The 17,601-nt window shown below is 70.3% G+C and carries 14 protein-coding genes; 9 read left to right on the top strand and 5 right to left on the bottom strand.

The window, feature by feature from the left end; all coding sequences use genetic code 11:
* The first annotated feature begins 175 nt into the window (after positions 1-175).
* From DOE79_RS10640 to DOE79_RS10610, 7 genes are all read left to right on the top strand, one after another.
* Positions 176-1,198: an adenosine deaminase gene (locus tag DOE79_RS10640; RefSeq protein WP_120338466.1), complete on the top strand. Its 1,023-nt coding sequence runs from the start codon at positions 176-178 to the stop codon at positions 1,196-1,198.
* On the top strand, positions 1,195-4,821 hold the full coding sequence (locus DOE79_RS10635) for a proline dehydrogenase family protein (protein WP_120338465.1): 3,627 nt from the start codon (positions 1,195-1,197) through the stop codon (positions 4,819-4,821). The genes DOE79_RS10640 and DOE79_RS10635 overlap by 4 nt, the downstream gene beginning before the upstream one ends.
* A 36-nt stretch (positions 4,822-4,857) precedes the next feature.
* Complete coding sequence (locus DOE79_RS10630; protein WP_120338464.1) at positions 4,858-5,481, top strand: hypothetical protein; 624 nt, start codon at positions 4,858-4,860, stop codon at positions 5,479-5,481.
* Between the two features lie 217 nt (positions 5,482-5,698).
* Positions 5,699-6,700 carry a 3-oxoacyl-ACP synthase III gene (locus tag DOE79_RS10625; protein ID WP_066591820.1) on the top strand — a complete coding sequence of 334 codons (1,002 nt, stop codon included), beginning with the start codon at positions 5,699-5,701 and terminating at the stop codon, positions 6,698-6,700.
* The gene (locus DOE79_RS10620; RefSeq protein ID WP_245977319.1) at positions 6,697-9,537 is read left to right on the top strand and encodes an alpha/beta fold hydrolase; all 2,841 of its coding nucleotides are present in this window, start codon (positions 6,697-6,699) and stop codon (positions 9,535-9,537) included. The genes DOE79_RS10625 and DOE79_RS10620 overlap by 4 nt, the downstream gene beginning before the upstream one ends.
* Positions 9,534-10,520, top strand: a complete 987-nt coding sequence (locus DOE79_RS10615; RefSeq protein WP_120338463.1) for an NAD-dependent epimerase/dehydratase family protein — start codon at positions 9,534-9,536, stop codon at positions 10,518-10,520. Before DOE79_RS10620 ends, DOE79_RS10615 begins: the two co-directional genes overlap by 4 nt.
* Positions 10,521-10,721: 201 nt before the next feature.
* A complete protein-coding gene (locus tag DOE79_RS10610; protein WP_120338462.1) occupies positions 10,722-11,162 on the top strand; it encodes a YdeI/OmpD-associated family protein in 441 nt (146 codons plus the stop codon).
* A 57-nt stretch (positions 11,163-11,219) separates the two neighbouring features.
* Here DOE79_RS10610 and DOE79_RS10605 read toward each other — a convergent pair whose 3' ends face one another.
* The 3 genes from DOE79_RS10605 to DOE79_RS10595 form a co-directional block, all read right to left on the bottom strand.
* Positions 11,220-11,582, bottom strand: coding sequence for a GntR family transcriptional regulator (locus tag DOE79_RS10605; protein WP_342767912.1), 363 nt, complete (start codon positions 11,580-11,582; stop codon positions 11,220-11,222).
* Positions 11,579-12,550 carry a hypothetical protein gene (locus DOE79_RS10600; RefSeq protein WP_120338461.1) on the bottom strand — a complete coding sequence of 324 codons (972 nt, stop codon included), beginning with the start codon at positions 12,548-12,550 and terminating at the stop codon, positions 11,579-11,581. Before DOE79_RS10600 ends, DOE79_RS10605 begins: the two co-directional genes overlap by 4 nt.
* A 71-nt stretch (positions 12,551-12,621) precedes the next feature.
* A complete protein-coding gene (locus tag DOE79_RS10595; RefSeq protein WP_120338460.1) occupies positions 12,622-13,059 on the bottom strand; it encodes an Lrp/AsnC family transcriptional regulator in 438 nt (145 codons plus the stop codon).
* Positions 13,060-13,367: 308 nt separating this feature from the next.
* On the opposite strand from DOE79_RS10595, the gene ddaH reads away from it, so the two are divergent.
* Positions 13,368-14,141 carry a dimethylargininase gene (gene ddaH / locus DOE79_RS10590; RefSeq protein WP_120340282.1) on the top strand — a complete coding sequence of 258 codons (774 nt, stop codon included), beginning with the start codon at positions 13,368-13,370 and terminating at the stop codon, positions 14,139-14,141.
* A complete protein-coding gene (gene rocD, locus DOE79_RS10585; RefSeq protein WP_120338459.1) occupies positions 14,138-15,412 on the top strand; it encodes an ornithine--oxo-acid transaminase in 1,275 nt (424 codons plus the stop codon). The genes ddaH and rocD overlap by 4 nt, the downstream gene beginning before the upstream one ends.
* Positions 15,413-15,419: 7 nt before the next feature.
* Here rocD and DOE79_RS10580 read toward each other — a convergent pair whose 3' ends face one another.
* Both DOE79_RS10580 and DOE79_RS10575 read right to left on the bottom strand, forming a co-directional pair.
* A complete protein-coding gene (locus tag DOE79_RS10580; RefSeq protein WP_120338458.1) occupies positions 15,420-16,694 on the bottom strand; it encodes an alpha-hydroxy acid oxidase in 1,275 nt (424 codons plus the stop codon).
* Positions 16,687-17,508: a FadR/GntR family transcriptional regulator gene (locus DOE79_RS10575; protein ID WP_245976890.1), complete on the bottom strand. Its 822-nt coding sequence runs from the start codon at positions 17,506-17,508 to the stop codon at positions 16,687-16,689. Before DOE79_RS10575 ends, DOE79_RS10580 begins: the two co-directional genes overlap by 8 nt.
* Positions 17,509-17,601 lie beyond the last annotated feature (93 nt).

Below are 17,601 nucleotides of genomic sequence, written 5' to 3'. Positions count from 1 at the left end.
AAAAGCCACCCCACGGGGTGGCTTTTCTGCGTTTAACCCCCACCCAGCCCGAAGCCTCGACACGCTCAACCACCGATCGGAGGCGGCGGGAGGGCCGGGCGGGAGGCGGTAGCGTGGGGATCCCACTCCGACAATCGCCCTGGGGCGAGCGAAACTTGAACGACCGGGAGACGCCTTGAAGACCCACGCCACCTGGCCCGTCGCCGAACTGCACGTGCACATCGAGGGCACCCTCGAGACCGAACTGTTGGTGACCCTGGCGCGGCGGAACGGCGTCTTGCTGCCCAGCTACGACCCGGATGCGCTGCGGGAGCTCTACAGATTCACTGACCTGCAGTCGTTCCTCGACATCTACTACGCCAACCTCGCCGTGCTCCGCACCGAGGAGGACTTCTACGATCTCGGTATGGCCTATCTCACCCGGGCCACGGCGGCGGGGGTGCGCCGCGCGGAGATCTTCTTCGATCCGCAGACCCACCTGGCCAACGGCATCCCGCTCGAGGTCGTGTTCGCCGGGCTCACCCGGGCCCTCACTGAGGCCCGTGCCGGCCTGGGAATCTCCGCCGACCTCATCCTCTGCTTCCTCCGCCACCTTGGCGGTGCGGCCGCCCTGGAGACCCTCGATGCGGCAATCCCCTACCTCGACCAGTTCATCGGTGTGGGGCTCGACTCAGCCGAGGTCGGCTTCCCGCCCTCGATGTTCACCGAGGTCTTCGCCAAGGCCGCTGCTCTGGGCCTGCGCCGGGTCGCCCACGCCGGCGAAGAGGGCGGGCCGGACTACGTGAGCGAAGCGCTCGACCTGCTCGGAGTCGAACGGGTCGACCACGGCATCCGCTCCATCGAAGACCCCCACCTGATCGAACACCTGCGCGAGCGGCAGATCCCGCTCACGGTGTGCCCGCTCTCGAACGTCTGCCTGCGGGCGGTCCCAGTGCTCGGCGTGCATCCGTTGCCCGCGATGCTGGCCGAAGGTCTGCTCGTCACGATCAGCAGCGACGACCCGGCCTACTTCGGCGGCTACGTCGACGACAACCTGAACGCCGTGCAGAGCGAGTTCGCATTGTCGCCGCAACAGATGGCGACCCTGGCGCGCAATTCCTTCCGGGCGTCCTTCCTTCCCGAGGCCGAAAAACTCCGGCACATCGCCGCCGTGGACGAGCACCTCGAGGGCCTGCTGCGACTAACCTCGGGAGCATGAGCAATCCCCTTCCTCACGTGCAGCAGGACCTCGGTGCGGAGGCTGTAGCCCTCGTCACCAAGTGGCTGGCCGACAGCGCGACAATTCCAGCGGATGTATCGGCGGAACGCCTGGCCGGAGTGCTGAAGGACCCGAACGGCCTCGACTTCACCGTGGGCTTCGTCGACGGAGTGATGCGGCCGGAAGACGTGATGGTCGCCGGCTACAACCTGCAGCGGGTGGCCAAACTCGCGCCCGCTTTCCTGCCGCCGGCCCTGCGCGGGGCCATCGGAGTGGGCGGTGTGCTGGGACCGGTGCTGCCGTGGGTGGTCATCCCCGCGGCCCGTAAGGTGCTGCGGCAGATGGTGGGACACCTGGTCGTCGACGCCACCCCCGACAAGCTCGGCCCGGCCATCGAACTCCTGCGCGCGTCGGGCAACCGGCTCAACATCAACCTCCTCGGCGAGGCCGTGCTCGGCGAGAAGGAGGCTCTCCGCCGCCTCGAGGGAACCCGGGCCCTGCTCGCCCGTGATGACGTGGACTACGTGTCGATCAAGGTCTCCTCGATCGCCAGCCAGCTATCCATGTGGGCCTTCGACGAAGCCGTCGATCGGGTCGTCGCCCGGCTCACCCCCCTCTACGAGCTGGCCGCGGCGTCGCCGACCCCTAAGTTCATCAACCTCGACATGGAGGAGTACCGCGACCTCGACCTCACCATCGCGGTCTTCGAACGCATCCTGGACCAGCCCCGCCTGCAGGGCCTCGAGGCCGGCATCGTGCTGCAGGCCTACCTACCGGACGCCCTCGGCGCGCTGCAGGGACTCACCCAGTGGGCGCATGCCCGCCGGGCCGGCGGTGGCGCGCCCATCAAGGTTCGCGTCGTCAAGGGCGCCAACCTCGCCATGGAGCACGTCGACGCCGTCGTGCACGGCTGGCCGCTGGCCACCTACTCCAGCAAGCAGGACACCGACACCAACTACAAGCGGGTGCTGAGCTGGGCGCTGACCCCGCAGAACACGGATGCTGTGCGTATCGGCGTCGCCGGGCACAACCTCTTCGACGTGGCCTATGCCCACCTGCTGGCGCAGTCGCGGGGCGTCGACGATCGCATCGAGTTCGAGATGCTCCTGGGCATGGCCACAAGCCAGGCCGAGGCCGTGAAGAAGGACGTCGGCCGCCTGCTGCTCTACACCCCTGTCGTGAACCCCGCCGAATTCGACGTGGCCATCAGCTACCTCATCCGCCGGCTGGAGGAGAACGCGAGCGACGAGAACTTCATGTCGGCGGTCTTCGAGCTCGTCGATACCCCGGCGCTGTTCGACCGGGAGAAGGAACGCTTCCTGGCTTCCCTGGTCAACCTGGAGTCCGGCCCCGATGCGCGTCGCGGCAGCATCCAGGCGCCGCCGCCCAACCGCGGGCAGGACCGGTCGGTGATTGTGCCCCTCGAACCGCTGCCCGCGGCCGATGCGCCCGCCCTCACCATGCCGCCGCCCGAAGCGGATGACCCCAACCTCACCGCCCTGGTGCTCGGGCTCACCCGCGGCTCGGTTTCACGCAGCAAGTCGGTGCTCGGCGGGTTCCACAATGAGCCGGACACCGACCCGTCCCTGCCCGCCAACCGCGACTGGGGCCGAGCCATCCTGGCCCGCGTGGAGACCTCCACGCTCGGCCGCGACGGCATCCGCGCCGCCCGCATCGCCGATGCCGACCGGCTCGACGAGGTCATCGGTACCGTCACCCGGGCCGCCGCCGATTGGGCCCGGAAGTCCGGCGCGGAACGCGCGATCATCCTGCACCGGGCCGGAGTGGCCCTCGCCGCGCACCGAGCCGACCTGATCGAGGTGATGGCCAGCGAGACCGGAAAGACCATCGCCGAGGGCGACCCCGAGGTGAGCGAGGCAGTTGATTTCGCCCACTACTACGCCGAACGCGCCCGTGACCTCGACGCCGTGCAGGGAGCCATCTTCGTGCCGTCCCGGCTTACCGTCGTCACCCCGCCGTGGAACTTCCCCGTGGCGATCCCGGCCGGCGGCGTGCTCGCCGCCCTCGCCGCGGGCTCCGGCGTGATCCTCAAGCCCGCCACCCTGGCCCAGCGCACCGGCGCAGTGCTCGCCGAGGCCCTCTGGGAGGCCGGCGTTCCCCGCGACGTGCTCGCCCTCGTCGATCTGCCCGACCGGGAACTCGGCAGCAGGCTGCTCGCCCACCCCGACGTCGACAGGGTGATCCTCACCGGCGCATACGAGACCGCGAAGCTCTTCCGGGGCCTGCGTGAAGACCTCCCGCTGCTGGCGGAGACCAGCGGCAAGAACGCCATCATCGTGACCCCGGCTGCCGACCTCGACCTCGCCGCCGCCGACGTCATCAAGAGCGCCTTCGGCCATGCCGGCCAGAAGTGCTCGGCCGCGAGCCTGGTGATCCTGGTCGGCTCCGTCGCCCGCTCCACCCGGTTCCTCGGACAGCTCGTGGATGCGGCGACCTCGCTGCGCGTGGGACGGCCCGCCGATCCCGACAGCCAGATGGGCCCCATCATCGAGCCCGCGAACGGCAAGTTGCTGCACGCCCTCACCGAGCTCGGCGCCGGCGAGAAGTGGCTGGTCGAGCCGAAGCTGCTCGACGATTCCCTGGAGACCGGAGTCGGACAGCTCTGGTCGCCCGGGATCCGCACCGGCGTGGTCCCCGGCTCGTACTTCCACCTCACCGAATTCTTCGGCCCGGTGCTCGGTGTCATGCACGCGCGCACCCTCGAGGAAGCCATCCGCTACCAGAACGCCGTCGATTACGGCCTGACGGCCGGGCTGCACTCCCTCGACGCCGATGAGATCGCCCAGTGGGTCGACACCGTGCAGGCGGGCAACCTCTACGTGAACCGCGGCATCACCGGCGCGATCGTGCAGCGACAGCCCTTCGGCGGCTGGAAGCGCTCGGCCGTGGGCCCCGGCAGCAAGGCCGGCGGACCGAACTACCTGTTCGGTCTCGGCGGCTGGGTGACCGACCCCGGCAAGAACAGCTCCACGCTGCACCTGCGCGGTCTCGAACAGCGCATCACCGACCTCATCGAGGCGTCACAGCCCTCCCTGCCCTACGAGGACTTCGACGTGTTGCGACGCTCGGCGCTCAGCGACGCCCTGGCCTGGCGCGAGGAGTTCGGCACCGTCACCGACGTGTCGGAGCTCGGCCTGGAGCGCAACCTGTTCCGTTACTCTGCGCTGCCCGTCACCGTGCGGCTCGGCGACGACGGCAACCTGGCCCTGCTCTTGCGGGTCATCGCGGCCGGTCTGGTGTCGAAGTCCCGGTTCGTGGTCTCCAGCGCGATCCCGGTACCGCCCAAGGTGCGCGCCGTGCTCGCGCCGCGCGACATCCCCGTGATCATCGAAAGCGACGACGAGTGGCTGGCCCGCGTGGCCGCCGGGGGAGTGACCACGAGCCGGGTGCGCCTGATCGGCAGCGACCCGGTCACCGGCGCGGCCGCAGATGCGTCGGCGTTCGCCGCCGCGGTCGGCGCCAGCCCGGACATCGCGGTTTACGCGCATCCGGTGACCCAGTCCGGCCGGGTCGAACTGCTCCCGTTCCTGCGCGAGCAGGCCATCTCCATCACCAACCACCGTTTCGGCAACCCGAGCACCCTCACGGACGACGTCATCTAGCGCCATAATGGCTGCGGCCGGAGGCGAGGTGATGCAGTGAAGGCACCACGTTGGCTGCGTCTGCGCCGTGAAGCCTGGGGCTTCATCGTCGGGTCGGCGCTGTTCATCGTGGGCGCCGTGCCCGGCTATCTCGTCATGGTCGGGCCCGTCGTGGACAACCTCACCTTCTTCATCGGGTCGCTCTTCTTCACCCTCGCGGCATTCATCCAGCTCAACCTCAGCGGTCGGCGGCCACCACGCACCACGACCAACCGGCCCGACCGGTTCGACTGGTGGGCGGCGGCCATCCAGTTCGCCGGCACGCTCTTCTTCAACCTCAGCACCGCCACGGCGCTCTCGGCGAGCCTGGGCGGCACCCGCACCGGCTGGCGCCCGGATGCGTTCGGCTCGGTCTGCTTCCTCGTCGCCGGCGTCCTCGCGGTCGTCGCCACCAGCGGTCGGGATGCCCTGTGGGACCCGCATGCGCGTACCTGGCGGAGCACCTGGCTGAACCTGCTCGGCTCGGTTGCATTCGGTCTCGCGGCCATCGGCGCGTACCCGGTTCCCGGCACCGGGGTGGAGTTCCTGGCCGGCTGGGCCACGGTGGGCACCATCGCCGGCGGTGTCTGTTTTCTCGTGGCTGCGGCCCTGACCCGGCCCGGCACCCCACGTCTGACCTGAGCCGCACGACCTGAGGCGGTGCCGGGTAACGGCATGATGAACGGAAAGGCTGATAATGGAGGGTAGCCATCTCGACGGCCGCCGGTTTCCGGCGACCAGCGCAGGCCTCAGCGTACGCACGGTTGCCACTCAGACTACTGGGAGAAAATCGATAGGACATGATTTGTCGCCACTCATAACTCGACAGGGGAACCCGTTGGACGGAAACGCAACAACGATGCACCGCAATGTCGCGTTGTTGTCGGTCGCCACGACTATCGCTCCCCGCATCACGACCTCGGAGGAGATCGACCGGCGCCTGCAGCCCGCGCTCAAACGCCTCCGCCTGCCCAAGGGGCTCCTCCAGCGAGTCGCCGGCGTGCACGAGCGACGCAACTGGGCCGAGGGCCAGGCATTCGACGACGCCGCAGTCGAGGCCGGCAAGCGCGCCTTGGCCCAGGCCGGGGTCGACCCCAGCGAGGTCGGGTTGATGATCAACACCTCGGTGACCCGGAAGCACCTCGAACCCTCCGTGGCCGTGCGCATCCACCACGGCCTCGGCCTGCCGTCCTCGGCGACGAACTTCGACATCGCCAACGCCTGTCTGGGCTTCGTCAATGGCATGACCCTGGCTGCGCAGCTCATCGACTCCGGGCAGATCAAGTACGCGGTGATCATCGACGGTGAAGATGCCGACGAGATCCAGACCAACACCATCGAACGCCTCGGCCGGCCCGACATCGGCCGTAAGGATTTCATGAGCGAGTTCGCGAGCCTCACCCTCGGCTCCGGCGCGGCCGCTGCCGTGCTCGGCCGGGCGGATGCACACCCCGAGGGGCACCGCATCCTCGGCGGCGTCACCCGCGCCGCGACCCAGTTCAACGACCTCTGCGTCGGCAGCGTCGACGGCATGTTCACCGACGCCAAGGCCCTGCTCAAGGGCGGCATGGAACTGGTCGTCTCGGCCTGGACCGAAGCCAAACGGGACTGGAGCTGGTCGAACATGGACCGCTACATCCTGCACCAGGTCTCGGATGTGCACACCAACGCCATTGTGAAGGCCACCGGCCTGGACCGCAGCCGGGTGCCGTTGACGTACCCGACCTACGGCAACGTGGGCCCCGCGTCCATCCCGATCACGCTCTCCCAAGAGGCCGCCAAGCTCGAACCCGGCAACCGGGTGCTCTTGATGGGCGTCGGCTCCGGCCTCAACACGGCCATGATGGAGATCCAGTGGTGAGGTACCGGCTGCCGCGTGTCGCGACGGCCCTGGCTCCGGCGAGCGTTCCGCCGAGCGGCCTCCCCGGGCTCGACCCGGCCTGGTCCCGCATCGTGGATGTGCCCGAGAGCGCCCTCGACAACGGTCTCGGCGGCGGCCCCGCCGGGGACAGCCACGCCTGGCACCTGCTCGACAACGGGGAGCGACTGGCCGAACTGGGCGTGGAGCCCGTCGGCACGGTGCTCTGCGTGCACGGCAACCCCACGTGGTCCTATCTCTGGCGAGACCTGGTGGCGCAGGCCACGGCATCCGCGGCCGCCGGCGGACCGGCCTGGCGGGTCATCGCGGTCGATCAGCTCGACATGGGCTACTCCGAACGCACCGGCGTCGCCCGGCCGCTCGCCCGGCGGGTGCGCGACCTCGACGACCTCACCCGCACGCTCGGCCTCGCGGGCCCCGTCGTCACCTTCGGCCACGACTGGGGCGGCGTGGTCTCCCTCGGCTGGGCGGTAGACCATCCGGACCTGCTGGCCGGCGTGATGCTGCTGAACACCGCGATCCACCAGAGCGAGACCGAGGCGATCCCCGCCCCACTGCGCCTCGCGCTGGCCCGGGGGATGCTCAGTGCCGGCACCGTGCTCACCCCGGCGTTCCTGGACACCACCCTGGCCCTCGGGCACCCGGCCCTGCCCGCCGCGGTGAAGAACGCCTACCGGGCGCCCTACCGCGGCCCCGCCCGCAGGGGCGGCATCGGTGGATTCGTCGCCGACATCCCCGTGGACGCCGGGCACGACAGCCATGCCGAGCTCGATCGCATCGCCGAGTCGCTGCGGACCCTCACCGTTCCCGCCCTCATGCTCTGGGGGCCGCGGGACCCGATCTTCAGCGACCGGTACCTCGACGACCTCATCGACCGGCTGCCGCACGCCGACGTGCACCGCTTCGAGGGCGCCGGGCACCTCATCGCCGAAGACGTCGACTACGCGGGCGCCGCGCTGACCTGGCTCGGGGCATCCGCGCCGGTTGAGCCTGCGTCGGTCGAGCCGCCTGCGTCGGTCGAGCCGCCTGCGTCGGTCGAGCCTGTCGAGACCCCGCTTGCCGAGAGCGACTCGCCGGGTCTCGACAAGCTCGACCAGCGTGTGGGCCTCGACCAGCCTGTGGGCCTCGACCAGCGTGTGGGCCTCGACGAGCGCACGGCCCCCGACTACCGTCCGCTCTGGCACTACCTCGACGAGCTGCACGACAGCGACGAGACCGCGCTCATCGACATGGCTCCCACCGGCGGTGACGGCCCTCGCGTGGTCAGCTGGCGGCTGCTCTCCCGCCGGGTGCGCCAGATCGCCGCCGGCCTGCACCAGGTGGGCGTGCGCCGTGGCGACCGCGTGTCGCTGCTCGTGCCGCCCAGCGCCGACCTCACCGCGGTGCTCTACGCGTGTGTCCGGCTCGGCGCCGTCGTGGTCGTGGCCGACGCCGGCCTCGGCCTCACCGGGCTCACCCGTGCAGTGCGCGGAGCCCGCCCCGACCACGTCATCGGCGCGCTGCCCGGCCTGATGGCCGCCCGCGCGCTCGGCTGGCCCGGTCAGAAGATCTCGACCAACCGGCTCCCCACCGCCAGCCGCCGCGCCCTCGGCGTCTCCTACGCTCTCGCCGACCTCATCTCGCTGGGCCGCGACGAGGAGCTGCCGGAGCCGCCCCAGGCCGACGACGTGGCCGCGGTGCTCTTCACCTCCGGCTCGACCGGTCCGGCCAAGGGTGTCGTCTACACCCACGGCCAGCTCTCCGCCGTGAGCCAGGCATTGACCGAACAGTACGGCGTGGGCCGCGGCACCGGTCTGGTGGCCGGCTTCGCGCCGTTCGCCCTGCTGGGCCCGGCCCTCGGAGCCCGGTCGGTGACGCCCGATATGGACGTCACCGCGCCCAAGACCCTCACCGCCACCGCCGTGGCAGCCGCGGTGGCCGCCATCGACGCCACCGTCGTGTTCCTCTCCCCGGCCGCGCTGGCCAACGTCGTTGCCACCCAGGCGGCCCTCACTGGCGCCGACCGGGACGCGCTGGCCGGTGTGCGCAGCTTCCTCTCCGCCGGAGCGCCGGTGTCGGAGCCGCTCCTCGCCTCGGCCGCGGCGCTCATGCCCGGGGCCACGGCCCACACGCCATACGGCATGACCGAGGGGCTGTTGATGACCGACATCACCCTCGACGGCATCCGTGAGGCCGCCCTCGACGACGTGGCGCGCGGACCCGGCGGCGTGTGCGTCGGGCGCCCCACCGCCACCACCCGGGTGCGCATCAGCGCCCTCGACGACACCGGTGCTGCCGTCGGCGAGATCTCCGAGGCTGCCCAGGTCACCGGGGAGATCGTGGTCTCCGCCCCGCACGTGAAGGACCACTACGACAGGCTCTGGCTCACCGATCTGGCCGCCACTCGTGCCGTGACAGCGGGCGAACGCTGGCACCGCACGGGAGACGTGGGCCACCTCGACTCCGCCGGCCGGCTCTGGGTCGAGGGACGCCTGCCGCACGTCATCACCACCGCGCACGGCGTCGTCACTCCGGTCGGACCGGAGCTGTCCGTGTCGGCGCTGACGGACGTGAGCCGCGCCGCAGCCGTGGGCGTCGGCCCGGCCGGCAGCCAGCAGGTCGTCATCGTCGTCGAGACCGTGCCCGCCGCCGCCCGCGTCGGCTTGGCCGGACCCGGCCTCGCTGCGGAGGTGCGGATGGTCGCCGGCCATCCGGTCGCTGCCGTGCTCGTCGTGCCGCACCTGCCCACCGACATCCGTCACAACTCGAAGATCGACCGTACCCGCCTGGCCGGCTGGGCGCAGGGCATCCTCACGGGCGCCAGGCTGACCCAGCCATGAAGGTCCTGGTCACGGGGGCCAGTGGCTTCCTCGGCCGGGCCGTCGCGGCCGCGATCGTGGCTGCCGGCCACGAGGTCCGTTGCTTCCAGCGACGGCCGAGCGGTGTGACCGGCGCCACGGATGCTCTCGGCTCGATCACCGAGCCGTCGGAGGTGGCCGCCGCGGTGGCCGGCGTCGACGCCATCGTGCACCTGGCCGCGAAGGTCTCGTTGGCCGGCTCGGCCGCCGAGTTCACCGCCGTCAACGTGAGCGGCACCCGCAGCCTGATCGCCGCGGCCCGCGCCGCCGGCGTACAACGCTTGGTGTTCGTCTCATCGCCGTCGGTCGCGCACTCCGGCAGCTCCATCACGGGCGACGATGCGCTGCCCGCCGACCCCGAGCACGCCCGGGGCGACTACGCGCGCACCAAGGCCGCCGCGGAGCTGCTCGCGCTCGCCGCCGACTCCGAGGATCTGCGGGTCGTGGTGGTGCGGCCCCACCTGGTCTGGGGCCCCGGCGACACGCAGCTCATCGCCCGCATCGTGGAGCGTGCCCGCGCCGGCCGGCTGCCGTTGCTCGGCCACGGCGCCGCGCTGATCGACTCCACCTACATCGACAACGCCGCCGACGCCATCGCTGCCGCCCTCGAGCGAGTGGATGCCGTGCACGGCAACGCCTACGTCATCACCAACGGTGAGCCCCGCCCGGTCGCCGAGCTGCTGGCCGGCATCTGCCAGGCGGCCGGCGTGCCCACGCCCGCCTGGAGTGTTCCGGCCGGCGTCGCCCGCGCGGCCGGATCCGTCATCGAGGCCGCGTGGCGGGCGTTCCCCGGTGCCGACGAGCCGCCGATGACCCGGTTCCTGGCCGAGCAGCTGTCCACCGCGCACTGGTTCGACCAGCGCCGCACGCGCGAAGACCTGCGCTGGACCCCCGCGGTCACCCTCGACGAGGGCCTGGCCCGCCTGGCGGCCTCCTACGCGTCCGCGGCCGCGCCGGAAGCCTGACGCCCGCCCGCTGCGCCGCCCGCGCCCGCCCGCGCTGCCTGACGCCCGCCCTGCCAGGCCACCAGGCCGGAGGAGGTGCCACCCCTGCGCGAGTTGCCGCAAAGTGCCCTCGGGCGAGCCTGGAGAGGGCGCTTCGACGCATGTCACGGGCGGCACCATCCGCCGCTTGCCACGCAAGCGGGTGGGCTGCATACTCGGGCTATGGAATTTCGCACCGTGATCGAGCAGTCCGGTGCCACCGCAACGGGCATCCCGGTCCCCGAGGAGGTGGTGGCATCCCTTGGCCCCGGCAAGCGGCACGCCATCACCGTCACGATCAATGGGCACAGCTACCGCAGCTCGGTCGCGCCCTACCGGGGCAAGTACATGATCGCGCTGAGCGCCGACAACCGCGACAAGGCCGGGGTGGCCGGCGGAGACGAGGTGGATGTCACCATCGAACGTGACGACCAACCGCGCACCGTTGAAGAACCGGCTGTTCTCACGGCGGCGCTGGACGCCGATCCCGAAGCCCGCGCGGCCTTTGACAAGCTTTCTTTCAGCAACCAGCGCCGCCACGTGCTCGCCGTCGATGGTGCCAAGTCCGACGGCACCAGGGTGCGCCGGGTGCAGGCCGTTCTGACCGAGTTGCACGGCGACTGAGCGATACGGTGCCTGGGCCCGCGACAGGCGTGAACCTGGTCCGTCAGCCGGTCGGAATCACCTGGACGCGCGCAGCGCCGCCTGCACGATCGCCAGCGCCTCGTCGACGTCGACCCCGAGCGATGTCGCTCGCTCGGCGTAGACGACCGCGGCCTGCTGCATCTGCCGTTGCGTAGCATCCCCTGTCGCAGCCACAAAGGAGCCGAGCCGCCCGCGGGTCTCGATCACCTCGTCCTGCTCCAGCGCACGGTAGCTGCGCGCCACAGTGTTCGGAGCCAGGCCCAGGTCCTCCGCCAGGCGGCGCACCGTCGGCAGCTTGTCGCCGGGCGTCAGGGTGCCGGTGCGCACGGCGTCGATGACCTGCATCCGGATCTGCTCGAAGGGCGGGGTGGTGGACTGCGGGTCGATGACCAGCCTCACGGGCGGCCGCTCTCGACCGGAGCGGCTACTACTCCATGTGCACCGCGGCGCAGCTCCGCGGCCACGTCCGGCCAGAGCCGGCTGAGGTAGTGCGGCGGACGGCGTGACCCCATCGAGAGCAGAGCCACACCCACCATGCCCATGACCAGTGGCACGATTGAAAAGGCCACAGATAGGGCGGTTCCGATTCCCGACTGGCCTGACGCCGCCGAGCTGACGGAGGTCAGCACCACGACCAGACTGCAGAGCGCCCCCAACGCGGGAGTCTGCACCAGCGCACGCAGCGTCCAACTGCGGAGCGCGTCGGACCACGCCAACTCCATGTCGCTGCCGGCGGGTTGACCCCGACCCACCAAGCGAGTCGACAGGATGCGGCCGACTCCAGCCGCTGCGAGCGAGACGATCCACAGCATGAAGCCGGGCCACCACAGGGAGGGGATGCTTGCGCCACGGAGCACCTCATCGGGATCAACCAGGATGACCAAGGCTACGGCGGCCAGGGCCACTCCGCTGACGGCCACGGCAATGGGAGCACACCAGAGGTCGACGGTGGAGAGATAATCCGCACGGCTCGGCGTGGGCGCCCGCGCCACGCGAGGACGATCGCCGAGCGAGACGAGCGCCGACCTGAACTCCGCCACGCACAGTCCGACGGCGCCGCCCAGGCCGGTCATGACGATGATCATCAGCCCGGACCACAGGCCGCCGTCCGCTGATTGCGGAAGCGCCATAAGAGAAACTGTCGCAACGATCAGAGCGATCAGGGTGCCGATCAGCGTGCCGCGGTTCCGCGAACGGATGCGCGCGATCAGGACCGGCTCGACCTCGGGTGTTATGGCCAGGCCGGCGCGGCGGGCGGTATCTCGCAGTGCATCCGGGCGAATGGCGGCACCTGGCCGAAGCTGCCACGCGAAGACGACCGTCAGCAGCCCGGCCACGACCAGCAGGGTGATCTTGTACAGGTCCACGGGCATCCTTTTTTGTTTGACGTTTGTACCAAGCTAACAAGCCGGGTCGGACGCGTCAAGGCCCCGTGGCGCTATTCGGCGCCGCGGTGGATCAGCCGGGTGAGCACTATCGCGCTGCGGGTGTGGTCGACGTTGGGCGCTAGGCGCACCTTCTCCAGCGCGGCCTCGAGCCCCGGGATGTCCCGGGCGCGGATGTGCACGATGGCATCGGCGCTGCCGGTCACGGTGCCGGCGTCCACGACCTCCGGAACGCCGGAGAGGATGCGCAGCAGCTCGTCGGGAGCGACGGTTCCGCGGCAGAACAGCTCCACATAGGCCTCCGTGCTCATCCCGTCGATCGACGGGTCGACCTGGATCGTGAAGCCGCGGATAACCTTGTCGGCGACGAGCTTGTCCACCCGGCGCTTGACGGCCGAGGCCGACAGACCCACCACGGAGCCGATATCGCCGTAACCGGCCCGGGCGTTCTGGCGGAGAAGGTCGAGAATGCCGCGATCGAGGTTGTCCATCCCTCGAGTGTACGCGCCGAAATTGCGTGCTTTCCATATGAAACGCGTGTTCCATGCGCGGATTCGCAGGAAACGTCGATTCATGCTGTGTGAGACTGGAACCGGCGTCCCTGCGCGAACGGTCTCACCGGTCGCGCCGGGCTCTCGAGAGCGACCTGGTCCGCCACCCACCCGCGTTCCGCCCAGGCCTCCGCCGACGGATCGCCAACAGAGGAGCTCCCGTGTCACTTGATGTCGCATCCGCTACCCCGAACGAGTCCGTCGCGCCCGCGCCGGTCACTCGCACGCCGGTCACCCGCACGATCCTGATGTGCAAGCCCGAATTCTTCACGGTGGTCTACCGGATCAATCCCTGGATGGACCCGGCCCTGCCCACCGACACGAGCCTTGCTGTCGCCCAGTGGCAGACCCTGTACGACACCTATGTCGGCCTCGGCTTCGACGTGCGCCTGATCGACCCGATCGATGGACTCCCCGACATGGTCTACGCGGCCAACGGTGGCTTCGTCATCGACGGCATCGCCTACGGCGCCAAGTTCACCTACCCTCAGCGCCAGCCCGAGGGCCCGGCCTACATGGATTGGTTCGGCGCCAACGGCTTCGACGTGCGTGAGCCCGTCGAGATCAACGAGGGCGAGGGCGACTTCCTGCTCGTCGGCGATGTGATCCTGGCCGGAACCGGGTTCCGCAGCGCCTCGAACAGCCACGAAGAGGTCTCGGGTATCTACAATCGCCCGGTAATCACCCTCAAGCTGGTGAACCCGAGTTTCTACCACCTCGACACCGCCGTGGCCGTGCTCGATGACACCAACATCGCCTACCTGCCCAGCGCCTTCGACGAACCGAGCCTGGCGACCCTGCGCGAGCGCTTCCCCGACGCGATCATCGTCACCGAAGAGGATGCCGCCATCCTCGGCCTCAATTCCTATTCCGACGGCTACAACGTCGTGATCGCCGCCCGGGCCAAGGACTTCGAACGGCAACTGCGTGACCGTGGCTACAACCCGATCGGTGTGGACCTGTCCGAGCTGCTGCTCGGCGGCGGCGGCGTGAAGTGCTGCACCCTGGAGCTGCGCCGATGAGCGCCCCGATCAACCAGGCCGAGTTGGCCGATTCGACCGGCCTGACCGCCCAGGTGGGCCTGACCGACCCGGCGGCGGCCATTGCGCTGGAGAATGCGCACGCCGCGCACAACTACCACCCACTGCCCGTGGTGGTCGCCTCCGGTGACGGCGCCTGGGTCACCGACATCAACGGTAAGCGCTACCTGGACTGCCTGGCGGCGTACTCCGCGGTCAACTTCGGCCACTCCAACCCCGTGCTGCTGGATGCCGCGCGCGCCCAGCTCGGGCGCATCACGCTCACCAGCCGTGCCTTCCACAACGACCAGCTGGGCCCGTTCGTGACCGCGCTGGCCAAGCTCGCCGGCAAAGACATGGTGCTGCCGATGAACACCGGCGCCGAAGCCGTGGAGTCCGGCATCAAGGTCGCCCGTGCCTGGGGCTACCGGGTGAAGGGCGTCGCCGCGGGGATGGCCAACATCATCGTGGCCGGCGGCAACTTCCACGGCCGCACCACCACCATCATCAGCTTCTCCGACGACGATTCCGCCCGCGCCGACTTCGGCCCGTTCACGCCGGGCTTCCGCACCGTGCCCTACGGTGACGCCGCCGCGCTCGAGGCGGCCATCGACGAGAACACCGTGGCCGTGCTGCTCGAACCCATCCAGGGCGAGGCCGGCATCGTCGTACCGCCCGCCGACTACCTGCCTGCCGTGCGGGAGATCACCACCCGGCACAACGTGCTCTTCATCGCCGACGAGATCCAGTCCGGACTCGGCCGCACCGGCGCCACCTTCGCGGTCGAACTCGCCGGCGTCGTGCCCGATCTCTATCTGCTCGGCAAGGCCCTCGGCGGCGGCATCGTGCCGGTGTCCGCGGTGGTCGGCAACGCCGACATCCTCGGCGTGCTGCGTCCGGGCGAGCACGGGTCCACCTTCGGCGGCAACCCGCTCGCCGCGGCCGTGGGCCTGGCCGTGGTGAACCTGCTCGCCACCGGCGAGTACCAGCAGCGGGCGCGGGAGCTCGGCGCCCACCTGCACGAGCGTCTGCTCGGCCTGGTCGGGCACGGCGTGCTCGAGGTGCGCGGCGCCGGCCTGTGGGCCGGGATCGACATCGACCCGGCCCTGGCCAGCGGCCGCGCGGTGTGCGAGGCCCTGATGGAGCGCGGCGTGCTCGCGAAGGACACGCACGGCTCCACCATCCGCCTCGCCCCGCCCCTCGTGGTCTCGGCCGAGGACCTCGACTGGGCCGTGGACCAGCTCGCGGCCGTACTGGAGGAATTCGCCGCCTGAGCGCCCGCTAGAAGCGGCCGGGCAGGGCCTCCACGGCCTGCGCGGCCAGCGGGTCGATGCGGCCCAGTCGGGTGAGCTGGGTGACGTGGGCGGGCTCGAGTTCCTCAAGCGAGTTCACGCCCAGCAGCCGCATGGTGCGGGCCACCTGATCGGACAGGATCTGGATGGCCCGGTCCACGCCGGCCTCGCCGCCGGCCATCAGGCCGTAGAGGTAGGCGCGGCCGATCATGGTGAAGCGGGCGCCGAGCGCCACGGAGGCCACGATGTCGGCGCCGCTCATGATGCCCGTGTCCAGGTGCACCTCGAGATCGTTGCCCACCTCGCGGGCCACGCTGGGCAACAGGTGGAACGGGATCGGAGCGCGGTCGAGCTGCCGGCCGCCGTGGTTCGACAGTGTGATGCCGTCCACGCCGAGGTCGGCGAGCTTCTTCGCGTCGGCGAGGTTCTGCACGCCCTTCACCACGACCTTGCCCGGCCACTGCGCCTTGATCCAGGCGAGGTCCTCGAAGGTCACGGTGGGGTCGAACATGGTGTCGAGCAGTTCGCCCACGGTGCCGCTCCAGCGGTCGAGGCTGGCGAAGGCGAGCGGTTCGGTGGTCAGGAAGTTGATCCACCACTCCGGCCGCGGCAGCGCGTTGACCACGGTGCCCAGGGTGAGCTGCGGTGGGATGGAGAAGCCGTTGCGCTTGTCACGCAGGCGCGCACCGGCCACGGGCACGTCGACCGTGACGAGCAGGGTGTCGAAGCCCGCGGCGGCGGCCCGCTCCACGAGGGCCATCGACCGGTCGCGGTCCTTCCACATGTAGAGCTGGAACCAGTTGCGGCCGTGCGGGTTGGCCTTCTTGACATCTTCGATCGCCGTGGTGCCCATGGTTGACAGCGAGAACGGGATGCCGGCCTTCGCGGCCGCGTGGGCGCCGGCGATTTCGCCCTCGGTCTGCATCATGCGGGTGAAGCCGGTGGGGGCGATGCCGAACGGCTGGGCGACGGGCGCGCCGAGCACGTCCCATCCGGTGGACACGGTCGACACGTCACGCAGGATCGACGGCTGGAATTCGATGTCCTCGAACGCCTGCCGGGCGCGCTGCAGCGAGATCTCTCCCTCCGCGGCTCCCTCTGTGTAGTCGAACGCGGCCTTGGGGGTGCGCTTCTTCGCGATGGCCCGCAAGTCGTGGATGGTCAGCGCCGCATCGAGGCGGCGCTTCTTGGCGTTGAGCTCTGGAACCTTGAACTGCATGAGCGGGGCAAGGTCTTTGATCCTGGGAATGCGGCGGTCAACCATGGACGGGTCCTGTCTCGGCGGGGATGGGCGGGGTGGCAGGGAAGGCGGAGGAGCGGCTTCGCTCGGGGGTCAGCCGGGTCTCGGCGTAGTACCCGGAGATATGGGCGTGCACGAGGCTGTGGGCCTCGGCCGGGTCTGCGGCTTCGATAGCCGCCAGGATGCCGCGGTGCTCGGCGCGCAGTCGGGTGCTGGTGTCGGGCCAGGAGGCCAGCCGGGCCACTCCGGCCCGCACATACCCCTCGATGGCGTTCCGCAGCCCGGACATGGTGGCGATCACGACCTGGTTGCCGCAGGCCTCGGCCAGCGACAGGTGGAAGGCCGCGTCGAGGGCGAGGAATTCGTCTTCGGTCAGGCCCTCGGCATCCATCGCGGCGAGCAGTTGGGCGCACCGGCTCAGATCGGGGGCCAACCGGTCGGGGTGCATCAGGTCGGGATGCAGCAGGGCCGCCGACAGTACTGCCTCGGCGAGTTCGGCGGCCACGGCGGTCTCCAGCACGAGCCGGGTCTTCACGATGTCGGCCACCGGGAAGCCCTGCGCGGCAACCTGGAGGCGCATCAGGGCGCTCATGCCGCCGCCGGGCAGCGCCACGATGATCGCACCGGCGGTAGGTCCCGACCCCACATTGGTGCGCACGAGTCCGAGCACCTCGAGCACCCGGATGGCTTCACGCACGCTCGAACGGCCCACACCCAGCTCGGTGGCCAGGGCGCGCTCGCCGGGCAGTCGGTCGCCGGGCTTCAGCCGGCCGCCGAGCAGGTCGTCCTCGATGTGGGCGAGCACGATCTCCCAGGCACGGCGTTCGTCGACGGTCACGGTGTCCTCCTCCATTGGCGGGCTGTGGGTCTGGCGTGCTGCGTGCTGGGGTGCTGCGTGCTGGGTGCTGCGTGCTGGCGTGCGGTGTGCTGG

Source organism: Cryobacterium soli (assembly GCF_003611035.1).
In the GTDB taxonomy this organism is placed as follows: Bacteria; Actinomycetota; Actinomycetes; order Actinomycetales; family Microbacteriaceae; genus Cryobacterium; species Cryobacterium soli.
This window is presented reverse-complemented; position numbering and strand designations above follow the sequence as displayed.